Below are 14155 nucleotides of genomic sequence, written 5' to 3'. Positions count from 1 at the left end.
CGGCTTAGGGGGATCGTAGCCCTCGCTACCGACAGTCGCGCGCACCGGCTGGCAAGATCGGTGTGTGGCCGACGACTACACCCGTGCGGCGGTGCTCGCGGCCCGCGCGGTGACCGCTCGGCTCGGCTTGCCCGCCCACGATCCCGAAGTGCTCCACGAACGCTCGAACGTGCTGGTGAGGCTGGGTCCGCTGGTCGCCAGGGTGCCCGCCACGACCCGCCTGCTCCGCCCGGAACCGGCGGCCTGGCTGGCCCGGGACGTCGCGCTCTCGAGGTTCCTCACGGACCGTGGTGTGCTCGTCGTCTCACCCACCGCGGATCCCCCGGCCGGACCGCATTTCGCGGACGGCCTGCCGGTCACACTCTGGCACCACACCCCGCACGATCCGGCCCACCGGTACGCCCCGGACGTCGTCGCGCACTCCCTCGCCGACGTGCACGCGGCCCTGCGCGAGTACCCGGGCGAGCTGCCCCGCCGCGGGCCGCTGGACGACCTGGAGCGGCTCTTCGCCCGGCACGACCTCGACCCCCGCTTGCGGGCGGAAGCCGTGCGGATCGAAGCCACGCTGCCGGGCGGCGCCGTCCAGCCGCTGCACGGCGACGCGCACCCCGGGAACCTGATCGCCACGGCGGCCGGGCCGTGCTGGCTGGACTTCGAGGACACCTGGCTGGGGCCGCTCGCCTGGGACCTCGGCATCCTGGCGCGGCAAGGCGGCCCGGAACACCTGGCCGCCTACCCCGGCGCGGTGTCCGGCGAGGCCCTCCGCGCGTACACGCGGTTGCGGGAGCTCTTCGCCGTGGCGTGGCGCTTCGTGATCGCCCGGCGGTTCCCGCACCGGCTTCCCGAAGCCCGCTCCGCGCTGGCCGCCTACTTCGCTTCTTCGTGAGTCGCGGGGTACCAGGACAGGATCGCCTCGACCACGCCCGCGGGGTCTTCGAGCGGGGTCAGGTGACCGGACTCCGGGAGCACCACGAGCGTCGCGCCGTCCAGCACCTCGACGATCGCGCTCGCCGCGGCCACCGGGGTGATCCGGTCCTCCTCCCCCACGATGACCAGCGCGGGAACGCCGGACTCCCGCAGCAGGTCGAGCGAGTCCGGCCGGGTCCGCAGCGCGAGCGCCGTCCACGCGATGCCGGCGGGCGGCTGGGATTCGATGATCTCCCGGACCGTCTCGACGAGGTCGGGCCGCGTTTCCCGCGTCGACGCGGCCAGCAGGTTGGGCAGGTTCGCCTCGGCCAGCCAGTTGTCGATGCCTTCGCGCTCGACGCGGGCCGCGACGTCCAGCCGCGTCTGGGCGGCCTCGGGGGTGTCGGGCGCGGCCTTGGTGTCGATCAGCACGAGCCCGCCGACCCGCTCCGGCGCGAGCCGCAGCACGGCCATCGCGAGGTAGCCGCCCATCGAGCAGCCGCCGAGCACGACGCGGTCGAGGTCCAGCCGGTCGAGCAGGGCGACGACGTCCCGCGCGGCGTCCTCGAGGCTCGGTTCGCGATCGGACTCCGGCAGCGGCGAGCGGCCGAGCCCGCGCTGATCCGGGGTGATCACCCGAAGGTGTGAAGCGAGGGGCTCGCGCACCGCGTTCCACATGCGGGAATCCAGGGGAAAGGCGTGGAGGAGGACCAGCGGCAGTTCGGTCATGCGCGTCATTTTGTCGGACCCCCTCGCTAGCTTCGCCGATGTGTTCACCGACATCGAAACCGACCGGCTCCTGCTGCGTCCGCTCCACGAGGCGGACCGGCAGGCGATGGTCGACATCCACACCGATCCCCGGACCAACCGCTTCCACCCCGACCCACCCGACGTCCCGCGCGCGTCGGCGATGTTCTCGGACTGGCTGGCCCACTGGGCCGAGCACGGCTTCGGCTACCCCGCGGTCCTCGAACGCGGCGGCACCGAGGTGATCGGCATGTGCGGCGTGCGGCTGCGCGAGTTCCACGGCGCGAAGGTCCTGAACCTCGGCTACCGGTTCCGGCCGTCGGCGTGGGGGAAGGGCTACGCGGTGGAGGCGGGAGAGGCGGTCCTGGAGTGGTGCGCCCGCGAGCTGCCGTCCGTGCCGGTGCTGGCGAGCGTGAGCATCGCGAACAAGCCGTCGCTGCGGGTGGCGGAGAGGCTGGGCTTCAGGGAGTACACGGAGGAGATGTACGACGGCGCGATGTCCCGGCACTACCGGCGCTGACCGCCGGGCGATGTTTGACAACTCCAGAGCGAAGTCACCATCGGCGGTGCGGCCGCCGCCGGGCCCGCGCTTCCCAGCAGGCCCGGTGCCAGTGCCGGCGGTCGGCGACGGATCCGGTCTCGTCGGCGGGCCAGACGACCAGGTGCGGCGTCCCCGGCCGGATCTCGTGGTCACAGCCGGGGCAGCGGTAGAACTTGGTGGCCTGGCTCCCGGGCACGGTCCGCACGAGCCAGTCCCCATCGGTCCCGGACTCGGCCCGCGCCCACCCGGTGGCGGCACCAAGGTCCCGCTCGGGCGGCCCACCGTCCGAGCGGCGGCCGGGACGGTTGCGTCGTGGCACACCCCAACGTTAACCGCCACCCCCACTCGCCCCGGCCCGCACCCGATCCGACCCTCCAGGCACGCCACCCGACCCTCCAGGTACGCAAGCCGACCCTCCCGGCACGCGAGTCGACCCTCCAATCACGTGTGATGACTCTCTAATCACGCGAGTCGACCCTCCAATCACGAGTGATGCCCGCCCAGTCACACGTGATGCCCCTCCAGACACGGGTGATACCCGCCCGGACACGGGAGACCCGGCGGTACTCAGGCCGCGCGGTCCCCCACCCGGCCGCCGGCGCCCAGCCGGTCCAGGATCGCGTCGTGGGCGAGGCCGTCCCAGCCGAGGCGGCGGAGCGTGCGGCCGGTCCGGCGGAAGTCTTCGCCGCCGAGCACGGACATGATCGTGATCGCCGCGTCGACCATCGGCGTGGCGACGCCCGCGCACCGCGCGAGTGCCTGCAGCGGCACCAAAGTGGAGCGGATGTCCTCGGTGAGGAACCGGTGGTCGAGGCTGGTCGGCGCGGCGATCGTCCGGTACGGCTTCACCGTCCGCAGCGCGTCGAGCAACGTCGTGGCCGGGCAGCCGTAGTAGCGGTCGAGGACCTCGGTCATGGGCAGCAGCCGGGCGCCGTAGGCGGCCGCGACGGCGGCGAACTCGGCCTCGGTGCGTTCGAGCAGGGCGATCGTCCGCGCCGAGACGCCGTCGACGTAGAAGAGCAGTTCCTCCGCGCGGTCGATGGTGCCGAGGTTGGCCAGCGCGATCGGCACGTGCGCGACCGCGCCGAAGTCGTGCAGGCCACGTTCCACCGGGTTGCGCGCGAGCTCCAGCATCGGGAACCACTCGCACAGCAGCCCGGCGCGCCGGGCGACGGCGGCCTCGGTGCTGCCGGAGATCAGGTTCCAGCCCTTGGCGCCGAGCACGGTCACGCCGTCGGTCCCGGACGGCCGCGCGGCGAACAGCGCGTCGGTCTCGACGACGTCGACGTCGGGCGCCCCGGCGGCGGCGAGCGCGTGGGCGAACTCGACACTCCCGCAGAGCTTGCCGGAGAACAGCACCACCACCTGCCCCGGACGCAGGTGCGGCGCAAGCCCGGCGGCGACCTCCGGGTAGGCGGTGGTCACGGTGGCGACCAGGACGACGGCCCGCGCACCCAGCCCGGCCGGGTCCGCGGTCACCTCCCGGAGCGGGAACCGCCCGTCGAGCACGCCGTGCGCGACGATCTCCCGGCGGCGCGCGATCTCCCCGACGGCCGCGAGATCCCGCGTGCAGAGGTGCACGGGCAGCCCCCGCGCGGCGAGGTAGGCGGCCACGGCCCGTCCCTCGCCGCCCGCCCCGACGACCCCGATCCCGTCCAGCACGCTCATTCCGCCCACTCCCGTCAGTCCGGTACGCAGTGGACAGGTCGGCACCGGAAAGCGGAAAGTTCCCAGGCAAGACGAACGTGTCGTCCGCCCAGGCACGCGTGTCGTCCGCCGGGGTACGGCCTACCCCTGGGCCAACGCCAGCGGCACCAGCTGCTCGGCCGTGGTCAGCGAGCCGTGCTGCCCGATCAGCGACGTCTCCACGGCCTCCGCGAGCCCCCGGACCATCCCGAACCGGTCCCGGGCCGCGGCGACGACGTCGCCGATGCGCGGCAGCACCCGGTCGCTCACCGTGTGCCCGAACCAGCCCTCGGCGACCGCCTCCTCGCGCGAGCGCACCCAGGCCCGCTCGCCCAGCACCTCCCGCCAGGCCGCGAGGACGTCCGCGGCCGCGCCCGGCTCGGTGTAGACGTGCCGCGCGCGGACCTCGCCCCCGAACGTCCGGACGCCGGCCAGCAGCTCCGGGGCGTCTTCGAGGTCGAGCTTGTCCTCGACGGTCACCATCCCGTGGTCGGCCACCACGGCGAGCAGCGCGCCGGAGGGCAGACCGTCCACAAGGGACTCGACGAGCCGGTCGATCTGGCGCAGCTGCATGCGCCACGCGGTCGAGCCGGGGCCGTAGACGTGCCCCAGCAAGTCGAGTTCGCTGTGGTAGGCGTAGCAGAACGCGCGCCCGTCCAGCACCGACAACGTCCGCGCGGCGAGGTCGCCCAGCGCGTGGACCCCGGCGTACTGCGCCCCGCTCTGGGTGGCCAGCGTCAAGGCCGTGTCGCGGAACTGGGCCGAGGACACCACGGCCGCGTCGATGCCCGCCGCGGCGGCCCGCTCGAACGTCGTCGGCAGCGGCTGCACCTCGCGGGGCGGGAGGGCGCCACGCAGATCGCTGCCGTCTTCGTGGCTGCACCAGCGCAACGCGTTGAGCACGCCGGCGCCGGGCATCTCGAACGTGTAGCCGACCATCCCGTGCTCGCCCGACGCGAGCCCGGTGCCGATCGCGGCGACCCCGGCAGCCGTCGTCGACGGGAAGCCCACGCGCAGCGACTCGCGGGCGAGCTCGGTCAGCACCGGGGCGTCCGCGGCGTGCTCGGCGAGCAGCTCCCAGCCGAGCCCGTCGACGAGCAGCACGCCGGCGCTGCGTGCCTCCGGCAACGCGAGGACGTTCCCGCAGCCGGGCACCCCGAGCGCGGCGAGCAGGGACGGGACGACCTGGCCGAGGTGCGGGACGTCGGCGAGCGAGGGCGGCTGCACGCGCCCAGCTTCCCATCCCCGGGTGCCTCCGGCGATAATCACGGCATGCCGACCTACGCCTACCGCTGCCGCGAGTGCACCGAGACGTTCGAGCTCCTGCGCCCGATGAGCGAATCCGGCGCGCCGGCGACCTGCCCGGAGGGCCACGCCGACACCGTCAAGCTGCTCACCACGGTCGCCCTCACCGGGGCCGCGAGCGGTTCCGCGGCTCCGGCGGGTGGCGGTGGCGGCTGCTGTGGTGGCGGCTGCTGCGGCTGACCAGGCTCAGCCGGCCTTCAGCGCCTGCTCCAGGTCGGCCCACAGATCCTCGACGTCCTCGAGGCCGACGGACATCCGGATCAGCTGGGCGGACACACCGGCACCGCGCCGATCGCCCTCGTCGACGATCCGGTGGCTGATCGAGCCCGGGTGCTGGATCAGCGTGTCGACGCTGCCGAGGCTGACCGCCGGCGTGATCAGCCGGACCGCCCCGATCAGGGCGTGCGGGTCGCCGCCGACCTCGAACGCCACCAGCGGCCCGCCGATCCGCGGGTAGTGGACGGCGGTCACGGCCGGGTGCTCGCCGAGCCGTGACGCCAGCGTTGCGGCAGTCGCGGACGCGGCGGTGACGCGGAGCGGCAGCGTGGAAAGCCCGCGCAGCAACAGGTATCCGGCGAGCGGGTGCAGCACGCCTCCGGTCGCGAAGCGGATCTGGCGCAGCCGCGCGGCTTCCGCCGCGTCGCAGGCGACGATCCCGCCCATCACGTCGCCGTGGCCGCCGAGGAACTTCGTCGCGCTGTGCAGCACCATGCGGGCGCCGTGCAGGCCGGGCCGCTGCAGGACCGGGGTGGCGAACGTGTTGTCCACCAGGAGGGGCACCTCGCCACAGGCCCGGGCCAGCTCGGCGATGTCCGCCTCGGCCAGGGTCGGGTTCGCCGGCGTCTCGACGAACACCAGCCCGGTGTCCGGCCGCAGCGTGGCGGCGACGGCGCCGGGTGCGGCCCAGGTGACCTCCGTGCCCAGCAGCCCGGACTGGAGCAGGTGGTCGCTGCAGCCGTACAGCGGGCGCACGGCGACGACGTGCCGTTTCCCCTGCGCCACCGCGGAAAGCAGGCAGGCCGAGACGGCCGCCATGCCGCTGGCGAACGCGACGCCGTGGTCGAAGCCTTCGAGCTCGGCGAGCGCGCGCTCGAACCGTTCGACGGTCGGGTTGCCCACCCGGCCGTAGATCGGCGGGCCGTCGAGTTCGGCGCCGGCGGCGAAGGCGTCGATCCGGGCAGCTTCGGCGGCACTGTCGCGGGACGGGTAGGTCGTGGACAGGTCGAGCGGAGCGGCGTGCACGCCGAGGTCCGTGAGATCGTCACGGCCGGCGTGGACGGCCCGCGTGCGCAGCGAGGAAGTCATGCGAGCATGGTCGAGCTTTCACCGGACCAGGAGCAACACTCTCGGATATCATTCGGCGATGTCCGCTTCCGTCGAACTGAGTCCGGTCGATCTCGAAATCCTGCGCCTGGTGCAGAACGATGCCCGGATCACCAACAAGGACCTGGCGGCCGCGGTCGGCATCGCGCCGTCGACCTGCCTGGACCGGGTGGCCCGGCTGCGGGACACCGGCGTGATCACCGGCCAGCACGCGTCGGTCGACGCGGCGAAGCTCGGGCGGCCGCTGGAGGCGTTCCTGTTCGTCCAGGTCCGCCCGCACCGGCGGCCGCTGGTGGACCCGTTCATCGAGCACCTGCTCTCCCTGCCGGAGGTGCGGGCGGTCTACCACCTGACCGGGCCGGACGACTTCCTCGCGCACGTCGCGACCAGCTCCGCCGGGGAGCTGCAGCGGCTGGTCCTCGACGAGCTGACCGCGCGCGACGAGGTCGCCCGCGTCCACACCAACCTGGTGTTCCAGCACTGGAGCGGCGGTCCGCTGCTGCCGCCGGGCGCCTGAGCTCAGAGGGTTTCGAGCCAACGGCGGGTCTCGCGCGGCGACGTCAGCCGGACGACGACCGGGCCGGGCGAGTCGGCGGCCCACGCCCGGATGCGGGCCCGCTTGTTCGCGAACGACCGGAAGTGCCAGCGGATGATCGAGTCGGCGGAGAACACCTGGCGCAACGACTCGACGTTGCCGTTGCAGATCCGCTCGCGCGTCACCGCCCGCACCAGCGTCCGGCGCACCAGGCGGCCCAGCGAAAGCCAGCGCGGGTAGTCGAGGCCGACGATCAGCTGAGTGCGCGGCAGGACGAGGTCCTGCCACTTGCTGTAGGCGGCGTCGAGGACCCAGCGGTCCTGCGCGCACACCTCGGCGATCCGGCGGCGCTGTTCCTCGTCGGGCGTGCCGACCCAGCCCGGCTGCCAGGCGATGTCGTCCGCGGCGTGGTAGGGCAGGCCGGTCCGCTCGGCGATCCGGGCCGCGAGCGTCGACTTGCCCGAGCCCGTCACGCCGATGACGACGATGCGGTCAGGCACCGAGGTCACGGGCGGGCTCCCGCGGGCCGCGGTAGGGCTGCGTCTGGCTGTAGACGAGGTTCGTGGTCGTGCTGCCGAACTGGGCCAGCTCGTCCACCGTCTGCTCGAGGTGGGCCATGGAGGCCGCGGCGATCTTGAGCGTGTAGCAGTCGTCGCCGGTGGTGCGCAGGCATTCGAGGATCTCGGAGCGCTCGCCGAGCAGCTTGCGCAGCGGCTCGTGCCGGCTGCCCGGGTACTTGAGCCGGACCACGGCGAGCACCGGGTAGCCGACCTTGGCGAGGTCGATTTCCGCGCGGTAGCCGCTGATCACGCCGGCGGTCTCGAGCCGCCGGAGCCGTTCGGTCGCCGCGGAGGCGCTGAGGTTCACCCGGCGGCCGAGCTCGGTGAGGGGCAGCCGGGCGTCGCGCTGGAGCTCGGCCAGGATGGCCCAGTCCGTCGGATCGAGACTCTCGGTCATCCGCCGAACATACCGTGGGATCCACGGCGGAACGGCCCGAACGCCGTGAGCGATCCCTTCCGGTCCGGGCTCGTCCGCCGATAGCCTTTTGCGGTGAAGATCGGCGTGAACGTCCCCAATTTCGGGCCCGGAACGGACCCGGGCGTGCTGCGTGCCTGGGCGCAGACGGTGGAAGGGCTGGGCTACGACCTGCTGATGGTGTCCGACCACGTCGCCATCACGCCGGACGTCGCCGGGCAGTACCCGGCGCCGTTCTACGAGCCGTTCACGACGTTGTCCTGGCTGGCCGGGGTCACGCAGCGGGTGCGGCTGGGCACCACCGTGCTGGTGGTGCCGTACCGGCATCCGCTGCTGGTGGCGCGGATGGCGGCGAACCTCGGCGAGCTGAGCGGCGGCCGGCTCGTGCTGGGTGCCGGGATCGGCTGGGCGAAGCAGGAGTTCGACGCGCTGGGCGTGCCGTTCGAGCAACGGGGCAAGCTCACCAGCGAGTACCTGCGGACGATCCGCGCGGCGTGGGCCGAGCGCGACGACTACCGCGTGGACCCGATCCCGCTGTGGCTGGGCGGGCACAGCGACGCCGGGCTGCGCCGGGCGGTGGAGCTCGGCGACGCGTGGCACCCGCTGCGGCTGACGATGGCCGGGTTCCGGGAAACGCTGGGGCGCCTGGAAAAGCTGGCCGGCGACCGGCCGCTGCCCGCGTTCGCGCCGCGGATCCTGTTGCGCGTGACGGCGGCGCCGGTGACCGGGCCGGAGCGGCGTGCCGGAGAAGGCACGCTCGAGCAGGTCATCGACGATCTCGCGCAGTTGCGGGCAATGGGGGCGGACACCGTCGTGCTCGACCCGTTCGACGCGGACCCGGCCGAAACGCTGCGCCCGGAGGTGGCGTGGCGAGACCTCGCGGCGGTGGCCGCGTCCTGGAGGGAGAACCTGTGAAGGACACCGAAGAAGCCTTGCTGCGGCGGGCGATCGAGCTCGCCCGCGAGGCGCGCGAAGAACACGGCAACCCGCCGTTCGGCTCCCTGCTGGCCGACGCCGACGGCAAGATCCTGGCCGAGGACCGCAACACCTCGCTGACCGACAACGACATCACGGCCCACCCGGAACTGAAGCTGGCCCGCTGGGCGGCGCAGAACCTGGACCCGGAAACCGCGGCGGCCACGACGATGTTCACCAGCACGCAGCCGTGCGGGATGTGCACCGGCGCGATCGAACGGTCCGGGCTCGGCCGCGTCGTCTACGCGTTGTCGACGGAGCAGTTCCTCACGCTGCGCCCGCCGGTCACCTGGGGGTACGAACTGGAGGGCCCCGCGCTGTTCGACGAGGCCCGGGTGCCGGTCGAGGGCTACTACCGGTGACGAGTTACCAGGTGCGCCCGGTGGCGCGCATCGAGTCGCCCCTGACGGACCGTTCGACGGCACCGAGGCAGGGCGACGAGGGCGCGCCGCCGTCCCGGGTGGTGTTCGCCCCGGAGTACACCCCGGCGGCGGCCGACCTCCGGCCGGGCGACCGCCTGGTCCTCCTGACGTGGCTGCACGAGGCGGACCGCAACGTCCAGACGGTCCACCCCCGCGGCGACCGCGACCGCCCGAGCACCGGCGTGTTCTCGACGCGCTCCCCGGACCGCCCGAACCCGATCGGCCTCCACACAGTCACGGTGACGGCGGTCGACGGCGCCACGGTCACGGTCACGGGCTCGGAAGCCATCGACGACACCCCGGTGCTCGACGTGAAACCGGTCCTCGGCGAGGTGGCCGAGCGCTGACCCGACCGATTACGATCCGGGTCACGGCCACCGCAGGCTAAGCGACCTCCTCCGTGCGATCGGACCCACGCCCGCGCCGGTTCGCCGGGCGCACCGGCTGTCACCGCCGGGCCGGCATTCGACCTCAGCGCGGCGTTCACCGATCAGTAATCCTTGAAGCCCTTCCCGGTCTTCCGGCCCAGCCGCCCGGCGGTCACGAGGTGCTCCAGCAGCGGCGCCGGCGCGAAACCCTCCTCGCGGAACTCGTTGTACAGCGTCCGCTGGATGGCCAGCGACACGTCCAGCCCGACGACGTCCAGCAGCTCGAACGGGCCCATCGGCAGGCCGCAGCCGACCTTCATGGCCGTGTCGATGTCGTCCGCGGCCGCGTAATGGGCCTCCAGCATCTTCACCGCGTCGTTGAGGTACGGGAACAGCAACGCGTTGACGATGAAGCCCGCACGGTCGCCGCAGTGCACCGCGTGCTTGCCCACCGTTGCGCAGATCGCGCTCGCCGTCGCCACCACGTCCGGGGCCGTCGCGATCGTCGACACCACCTCGACCAGCTTCATCACCGGGGCCGGGTTGAAGAAGTGGAGGCCGACCACGTCGGACGGCCGGGACGTCGAGGCGGCGCACTCGATCACCGGCAGCGATGACGTCGTCGTCGCCAGGACCGCGCCGGGGCGGACCACTTCGTCCAGCGCCGCGAACACCGCCTGCTTGACCGAAAGCTCCTCGGCCACCGCCTCGACGACGAGGTCGACGTCGGCGAGGGCCTCGAAGTCGGTCACCGGGGTGATCCGGGCCAGTGCCGCAGCAGCGTCCTCTTCGGACAGTTTGCCCTTGACCACGGCCTTGTCGAGCGACTTCTTGACGCGAGCCACCGACGCCTGCGCCTTCTCCAGGCTCCGGGCGCGCAGCACGACGTCGAGGCCGCGCTTGGCGAACACCTCCGCGATGCCGGTCGCCATCGTTCCGGTGCCGACCACACCGACCCGCGCCACCGGGCGCGGCGAGGCACCGTCCACCGTGGACACGACACCGGAAGAGACCACGGTGGGCGAGTCCGGGGCGTCGTAGGTGTAGAAGCCCCGGCCGGTCTTGCGGCCCAGCAAACCCGCCGTGATCATCTGCTTGAGCAGCGGCGCGGGCGCGTGCAGGCGGTTGCGGGACTGGTGGTACATCGTGTCGAGGATTTCGTTCGCGGTGTCCAGCCCGATCAGGTCGAGCAGCGCGAGCGGGCCCATCGGGTAGCCGCAGCCGAAGCGCATCGCGGCGTCGAGGTCCTCGCGGGTGGCGTAGCGCTGCTCGTACATCCGCACCGCGTGGTTGAGGTAGCCGAACAGCAGCGCGTTGGCGATGAACCCGGCGCGGTCGCCGATCACCACCGGCACCTTGCCGAGCCGCTCGGCGAACTCGACCACTTCGGCGACCACGTCCGGCTCGGTCACCACCGTCTTGACGATCTCGACGAGCTTCAGCACCGGTGCCGGGTTGAAGAAGTGCATGCCGACGACCTTGCCGGGCCGCGCGGTGTGCACGCTGATCTCGGTGATCGACAGCGACGACGTGTTGGACGCGAAGACCACCTCGGGCCGGGTGATCTTGTCCAGCTCGGCGAAGACCTCGGCCTTCAGCTCGAGGCTCTCCGGGATCGCCTCGATCACCAGGTCCACTTCGGACAGATCCGACAGCGACGTGCTGTACCGGATCCGGCCCAGCAGCGCCGCCCGCCCGGGCGCGTCCAGCTTGCCGCCGGAGAGCGCCCGTTCGGTGGAGTGCTCGAGGTGGCCGCGGCCGCGCTCGACACCCGCGTCGTCGAGCTCGACCGTGACGACGTCGAGCCCGCTGCGCGCGAGCACTTCGGCGATACCGGCCCCCATGGTGCCCAGGCCGACCACACCGACCGTCGAGATGTCCCGCGCCATCGAGGCCTCCAGAGATGTTACTCGCTGGTAATTGCCCCGACTCTCCCACACGGAACCGCCGGAAGCCCAGACGGAATCGAGTCAGTACCGCTCAAGTCACCCGGCCGAGCGCCCGGCTTCACTCGCCGAAATTGCCGTCCACCAGCTCTTTCGCCTTCTCCAGCGCGGCGGACGCCTGCGGCCCGCGCGCCCGTACGCGGATCCGGTCGCCCTGGCGAGCGCCGAGCGACATCAGGGCCAGGACGCTGTGGCCGTCGGCCTCCTGGTCGCCGAGCCGCACGATCACCTCCGCGTCGAACGCGCTGAGCGTGCGCACGAGCACCGCGGCGGGCCGGGCGTGCAACCCGACCTCGTTGTGCAGCTCCAGCTCGATTTCGGCGGCGTCGGCCGCAGCCTCGGCGGGCGCCAGGTCCTCGGGCAGGCCGGCCGACGCGGCGGCCTCGGCCACCGCCTTGCTGCCCTGCCCCGCCTGCGCGGCGACCGCCGCCGCGATCGCGCCCTCGACCAGCGGGCCGTCCGCGACGATCGCGGCCGACGGGTCGGCCAGCGATTCGACGGCGAGCTCGGCCGTCATCTGCGCGCTGCCCAGGTCGTAGAGCAGCACGACGCCGTCGCCGGAGTCGGCGCGCTGGGTGGCGGCGACGACCTCGTCGTAGTCCGTGCCGATCGAACCGTCGGAGAGGCCGCCGGCGGGCACGATGGTGACGTCCGGCGCCATCTGGGCGGCCAGCTCGGCCAGGCCTTCGGCGAGCTTCGCACTGTGCGACACGAGCACGATTCCCACGCTCACCGGGCGGCCTCCGCGAACGCGCGCAGCAGCAGCGCCGACGACCGGGCGCCGGGGTCGAGGTGCCCGACCGCGCGCTCGCCGAGGTAGGACGCCCGGCCCTTGCGCGGCACCAGGTCCACTGTGGACTCGGCACCGGTGTCGGCCGCGCCGGCCGCCGCGGTCAGCACCGCGGCGACGTCCCCGCCGTCCCCGGCCGCCTTCTCCGCGGCCGCGACCGCCGGGATCAGGGCGTCGACCATGGTCGCGTCGCCGCCCACGGCCTTGCCGCGGGCCTGGACGCCTTCGAGGCCGGCGCGCAGCGCGTCCAGCAGCGCCGGGACGTCGAGCTCGGCGGCCGGGCCCAGCTTGGCCGAGGCACGCAGGAAAGCCGTGCCGTACAACGGGCCCGCGGCTCCGCCGACCTTGGAGATCAGCGTCGTCGCGACGAGCTTCAGCACCCCGCCGGGGGTGTCGGGCACGGCGGAATCGAGCGCCGCGACGACGGCCGTGAAGCCGCGGTTCAGGTTCTCGCCGTGGTCGCCGTCGCCGATCGCGCGGTCGAGGTCGATCAGTTCCCCGCGGTGCTCGGCGACCACCGCCGCGGCGGCGCGAACGGCCGCCGCGACCCCCTCGGCCGTGCAGGCCATCAGAGCCCCCACCGCAGGGCCGCGGTGTTGACCGGGGCGTCCCAGAGCTCGGTCAGTTCGTCGTCCAGTTTGAGCAACGTCAGGCTCATCCCCTGCATCTCGAGGCTGGTGATGTACGGGCCGACCAGCCGGCGTTCGACCACGATCCCACGCTCGGCCAGCAGCCGCTCGGCGATGCCGTGGGCCAGGTAGAGCTCGACGAGCGGGGTGCCGCCCATCGAGTTGGTGAACAGCAGCACGCGGTCGCCGGAGGCGAACGGCAGGTCCGAAACGACCGCCTCGACCAGCCGCGCCACCAGCGCGTCGGCCGGCTCGGCCGGAATCCGCTCGCGGCCGGGCTCGCCGTGGATGCCGATGCCGAACTCGATCTCGTTGTCGTCGAGGTCGAAGCTGGGGGTGCCGGCGTGCGGCACGGTCGGCGCGGTGAGGGCGACCCCGATCGACCGGACCTGGCCGATCACCTTCTGCGCCAGCGCGGTGACGGCGTCGAGCGAGTCGCCGCGCTCGGCGGCGGCGCCGGTGATCTTCTCCAGCAGCACGGTGCCGCCGACCCCACGGCGGCCCGCGGTGTACGTCGAGTCCTTGACCGCGACGTCGTCGTCGATCACGACGCTGCGCACCTCGAGGCCCTCGGCGGCGGCGAGCTCGGCGGCCGTCTCGAAGTTCAGCACGTCGCCGGTGTAGTTCTTCACGATGAGCAGCGCGCCCGCTTCGCCGGTGGTCGCGGTGACCGCGGCCTGCACCGCGTCCGGCGTCGGCGAGGTGAACACCGCGCCGGGGACCGCGGCGGCGAGCATGCCCTGGCCGACGAAGCCGCCGTGCAGCGGTTCGTGCCCGGACCCGCCCCCGGAGATGACGGCGACCTTGCCCGCGACCGGCGCGTCGGCTCTGATCACGACGTCCGGGTCGTACTGGACGCGGAGGACGTCGGCGTGCGCGGCGGCGAGCCCCCGCAGCGACTCGGCGACCACGTTCGCCGGGTCGTTGATGATCTTCTTCACGGCAGCCTCCGGCACATCGGCGGGTGGGGTGCCCCCTTCCTACCTCTCCGCGCGGCGCGCCGCCAG

Annotated in this window: 18 protein-coding genes; 7 read left to right on the top strand and 11 right to left on the bottom strand. The window is 73.1% G+C overall.

What is annotated here, in order from left to right; genetic code table 11:
* Positions 1-64 precede the first annotated feature (64 nt).
* Positions 65-886 (top strand): phosphotransferase family protein, encoded by an 822-nt coding sequence (locus C2L58_RS48070; RefSeq protein WP_103344301.1) that lies wholly within the window; start codon positions 65-67, stop codon positions 884-886.
* Here C2L58_RS48070 and C2L58_RS48065 read toward each other — a convergent pair.
* Positions 868-1635 (bottom strand): alpha/beta fold hydrolase, encoded by a 768-nt coding sequence (locus C2L58_RS48065; protein ID WP_103344300.1) that lies wholly within the window; start codon positions 1633-1635, stop codon positions 868-870. The two genes, C2L58_RS48070 and C2L58_RS48065, sit on opposite strands and share 19 nt — an antisense overlap.
* On the opposite strand from C2L58_RS48065, the gene C2L58_RS48060 reads away from it, so the two are divergent.
* A complete protein-coding gene (locus C2L58_RS48060; RefSeq protein WP_103344299.1) occupies positions 1634-2173 on the top strand; it encodes a GNAT family N-acetyltransferase in 540 nt (179 codons plus the stop codon). The genes C2L58_RS48065 and C2L58_RS48060 overlap by 2 nt on opposite strands.
* A 34-nt stretch (positions 2174-2207) precedes the next feature.
* Here the strand turns inward: C2L58_RS48060 and C2L58_RS48055 are convergent, their stop codons facing one another.
* The 3 genes from C2L58_RS48055 to C2L58_RS48045 all read right to left on the bottom strand — a co-directional run bounded on the left by C2L58_RS48055 (position 2208) and on the right by C2L58_RS48045 (position 5107).
* The gene (locus C2L58_RS48055) at positions 2208-2513 is read right to left on the bottom strand and encodes a hypothetical protein (RefSeq protein WP_103344298.1); all 306 of its coding nucleotides are present in this window, start codon (positions 2511-2513) and stop codon (positions 2208-2210) included.
* Positions 2514-2761: 248 nt separating this feature from the next.
* Entirely contained in the window at positions 2762-3862 is a 1101-nt protein-coding gene (locus C2L58_RS48050; RefSeq protein WP_199191778.1) for an NAD/NADP octopine/nopaline dehydrogenase family protein, read from the bottom strand.
* Between the two features lie 120 nt (positions 3863-3982).
* On the bottom strand, positions 3983-5107 hold the full coding sequence (locus C2L58_RS48045; protein ID WP_103344297.1) for an alkaline phosphatase family protein: 1125 nt from the start codon (positions 5105-5107) through the stop codon (positions 3983-3985).
* Between the two features lie 45 nt (positions 5108-5152).
* Here C2L58_RS48045 and C2L58_RS48040 point away from each other — a divergent pair, with 45 nt between their 5' ends.
* The gene (locus C2L58_RS48040; RefSeq protein ID WP_103344296.1) at positions 5153-5365 is read left to right on the top strand and encodes an FmdB family zinc ribbon protein; all 213 of its coding nucleotides are present in this window, start codon (positions 5153-5155) and stop codon (positions 5363-5365) included.
* A gap of 6 nt (positions 5366-5371) precedes the next feature.
* Here C2L58_RS48040 and C2L58_RS48035 read toward each other — a convergent pair whose 3' ends face one another.
* Positions 5372-6490: a trans-sulfuration enzyme family protein gene (locus tag C2L58_RS48035; RefSeq protein WP_103344295.1), complete on the bottom strand. Its 1119-nt coding sequence runs from the start codon at positions 6488-6490 to the stop codon at positions 5372-5374.
* Between the two features lie 58 nt (positions 6491-6548).
* On the opposite strand from C2L58_RS48035, the gene C2L58_RS48030 reads away from it, so the two are divergent.
* Positions 6549-7025: an Lrp/AsnC family transcriptional regulator gene (locus C2L58_RS48030; protein WP_103344294.1), complete on the top strand. Its 477-nt coding sequence runs from the start codon at positions 6549-6551 to the stop codon at positions 7023-7025.
* A gap of 2 nt (positions 7026-7027) precedes the next feature.
* Here C2L58_RS48030 and C2L58_RS48025 read toward each other — a convergent pair whose 3' ends face one another.
* Positions 7028-7552 (bottom strand): AAA family ATPase, encoded by a 525-nt coding sequence (locus C2L58_RS48025; RefSeq protein ID WP_103344293.1) that lies wholly within the window; start codon positions 7550-7552, stop codon positions 7028-7030.
* Positions 7536-8000 carry an Lrp/AsnC family transcriptional regulator gene (locus C2L58_RS48020; RefSeq protein ID WP_103344292.1) on the bottom strand — a complete coding sequence of 155 codons (465 nt, stop codon included), beginning with the start codon at positions 7998-8000 and terminating at the stop codon, positions 7536-7538. Before C2L58_RS48020 ends, C2L58_RS48025 begins: the two co-directional genes overlap by 17 nt.
* Before the next feature lie 93 nt (positions 8001-8093).
* On the opposite strand from C2L58_RS48020, the gene C2L58_RS48015 reads away from it, so the two are divergent.
* From C2L58_RS48015 to tsaA, 3 genes are read left to right on the top strand one after another with little or no spacing between them, the layout of a single operon-like run.
* Entirely contained in the window at positions 8094-8933 is an 840-nt protein-coding gene (locus C2L58_RS48015; RefSeq protein ID WP_103344291.1) for an LLM class flavin-dependent oxidoreductase, read from the top strand.
* The gene (locus C2L58_RS48010; protein WP_093948181.1) at positions 8930-9355 is read left to right on the top strand and encodes a nucleoside deaminase; all 426 of its coding nucleotides are present in this window, start codon (positions 8930-8932) and stop codon (positions 9353-9355) included. The genes C2L58_RS48015 and C2L58_RS48010 overlap by 4 nt, the downstream gene beginning before the upstream one ends.
* An 11-nt stretch (positions 9356-9366) precedes the next feature.
* Positions 9367-9762 carry a tRNA (N6-threonylcarbamoyladenosine(37)-N6)-methyltransferase TrmO gene (tsaA, locus tag C2L58_RS48005; protein ID WP_103344370.1) on the top strand — a complete coding sequence of 132 codons (396 nt, stop codon included), beginning with the start codon at positions 9367-9369 and terminating at the stop codon, positions 9760-9762.
* 143 nt (positions 9763-9905) lie between these two features.
* Here tsaA and C2L58_RS48000 read toward each other — a convergent pair whose 3' ends face one another.
* The 4 genes from C2L58_RS48000 to dhaK all read right to left on the bottom strand — a co-directional run bounded on the left by C2L58_RS48000 (position 9906) and on the right by dhaK (position 14089).
* The gene (locus C2L58_RS48000; protein ID WP_103344290.1) at positions 9906-11672 is read right to left on the bottom strand and encodes a 3-hydroxyacyl-CoA dehydrogenase family protein; all 1767 of its coding nucleotides are present in this window, start codon (positions 11670-11672) and stop codon (positions 9906-9908) included.
* Positions 11673-11790: 118 nt separating this feature from the next.
* Positions 11791-12462, bottom strand: a complete 672-nt coding sequence (gene dhaM, locus C2L58_RS47995) for a dihydroxyacetone kinase phosphoryl donor subunit DhaM (RefSeq protein WP_103344289.1) — start codon at positions 12460-12462, stop codon at positions 11791-11793.
* Complete coding sequence (dhaL, locus tag C2L58_RS47990) at positions 12459-13088, bottom strand: dihydroxyacetone kinase subunit DhaL (protein ID WP_103344288.1); 630 nt, start codon at positions 13086-13088, stop codon at positions 12459-12461. Before dhaL ends, dhaM begins: the two co-directional genes overlap by 4 nt.
* Positions 13088-14089: a dihydroxyacetone kinase subunit DhaK gene (gene dhaK / locus C2L58_RS47985; RefSeq protein ID WP_103344287.1), complete on the bottom strand. Its 1002-nt coding sequence runs from the start codon at positions 14087-14089 to the stop codon at positions 13088-13090. Before dhaK ends, dhaL begins: the two co-directional genes overlap by 1 nt.
* Positions 14090-14155 lie beyond the last annotated feature (66 nt).

Source organism: Amycolatopsis sp. CA-126428, assembly GCF_002904335.1.
Lineage (GTDB): Bacteria > Actinomycetota > Actinomycetes > Mycobacteriales > Pseudonocardiaceae > Amycolatopsis.
This window is presented reverse-complemented; position numbering and strand designations above follow the sequence as displayed.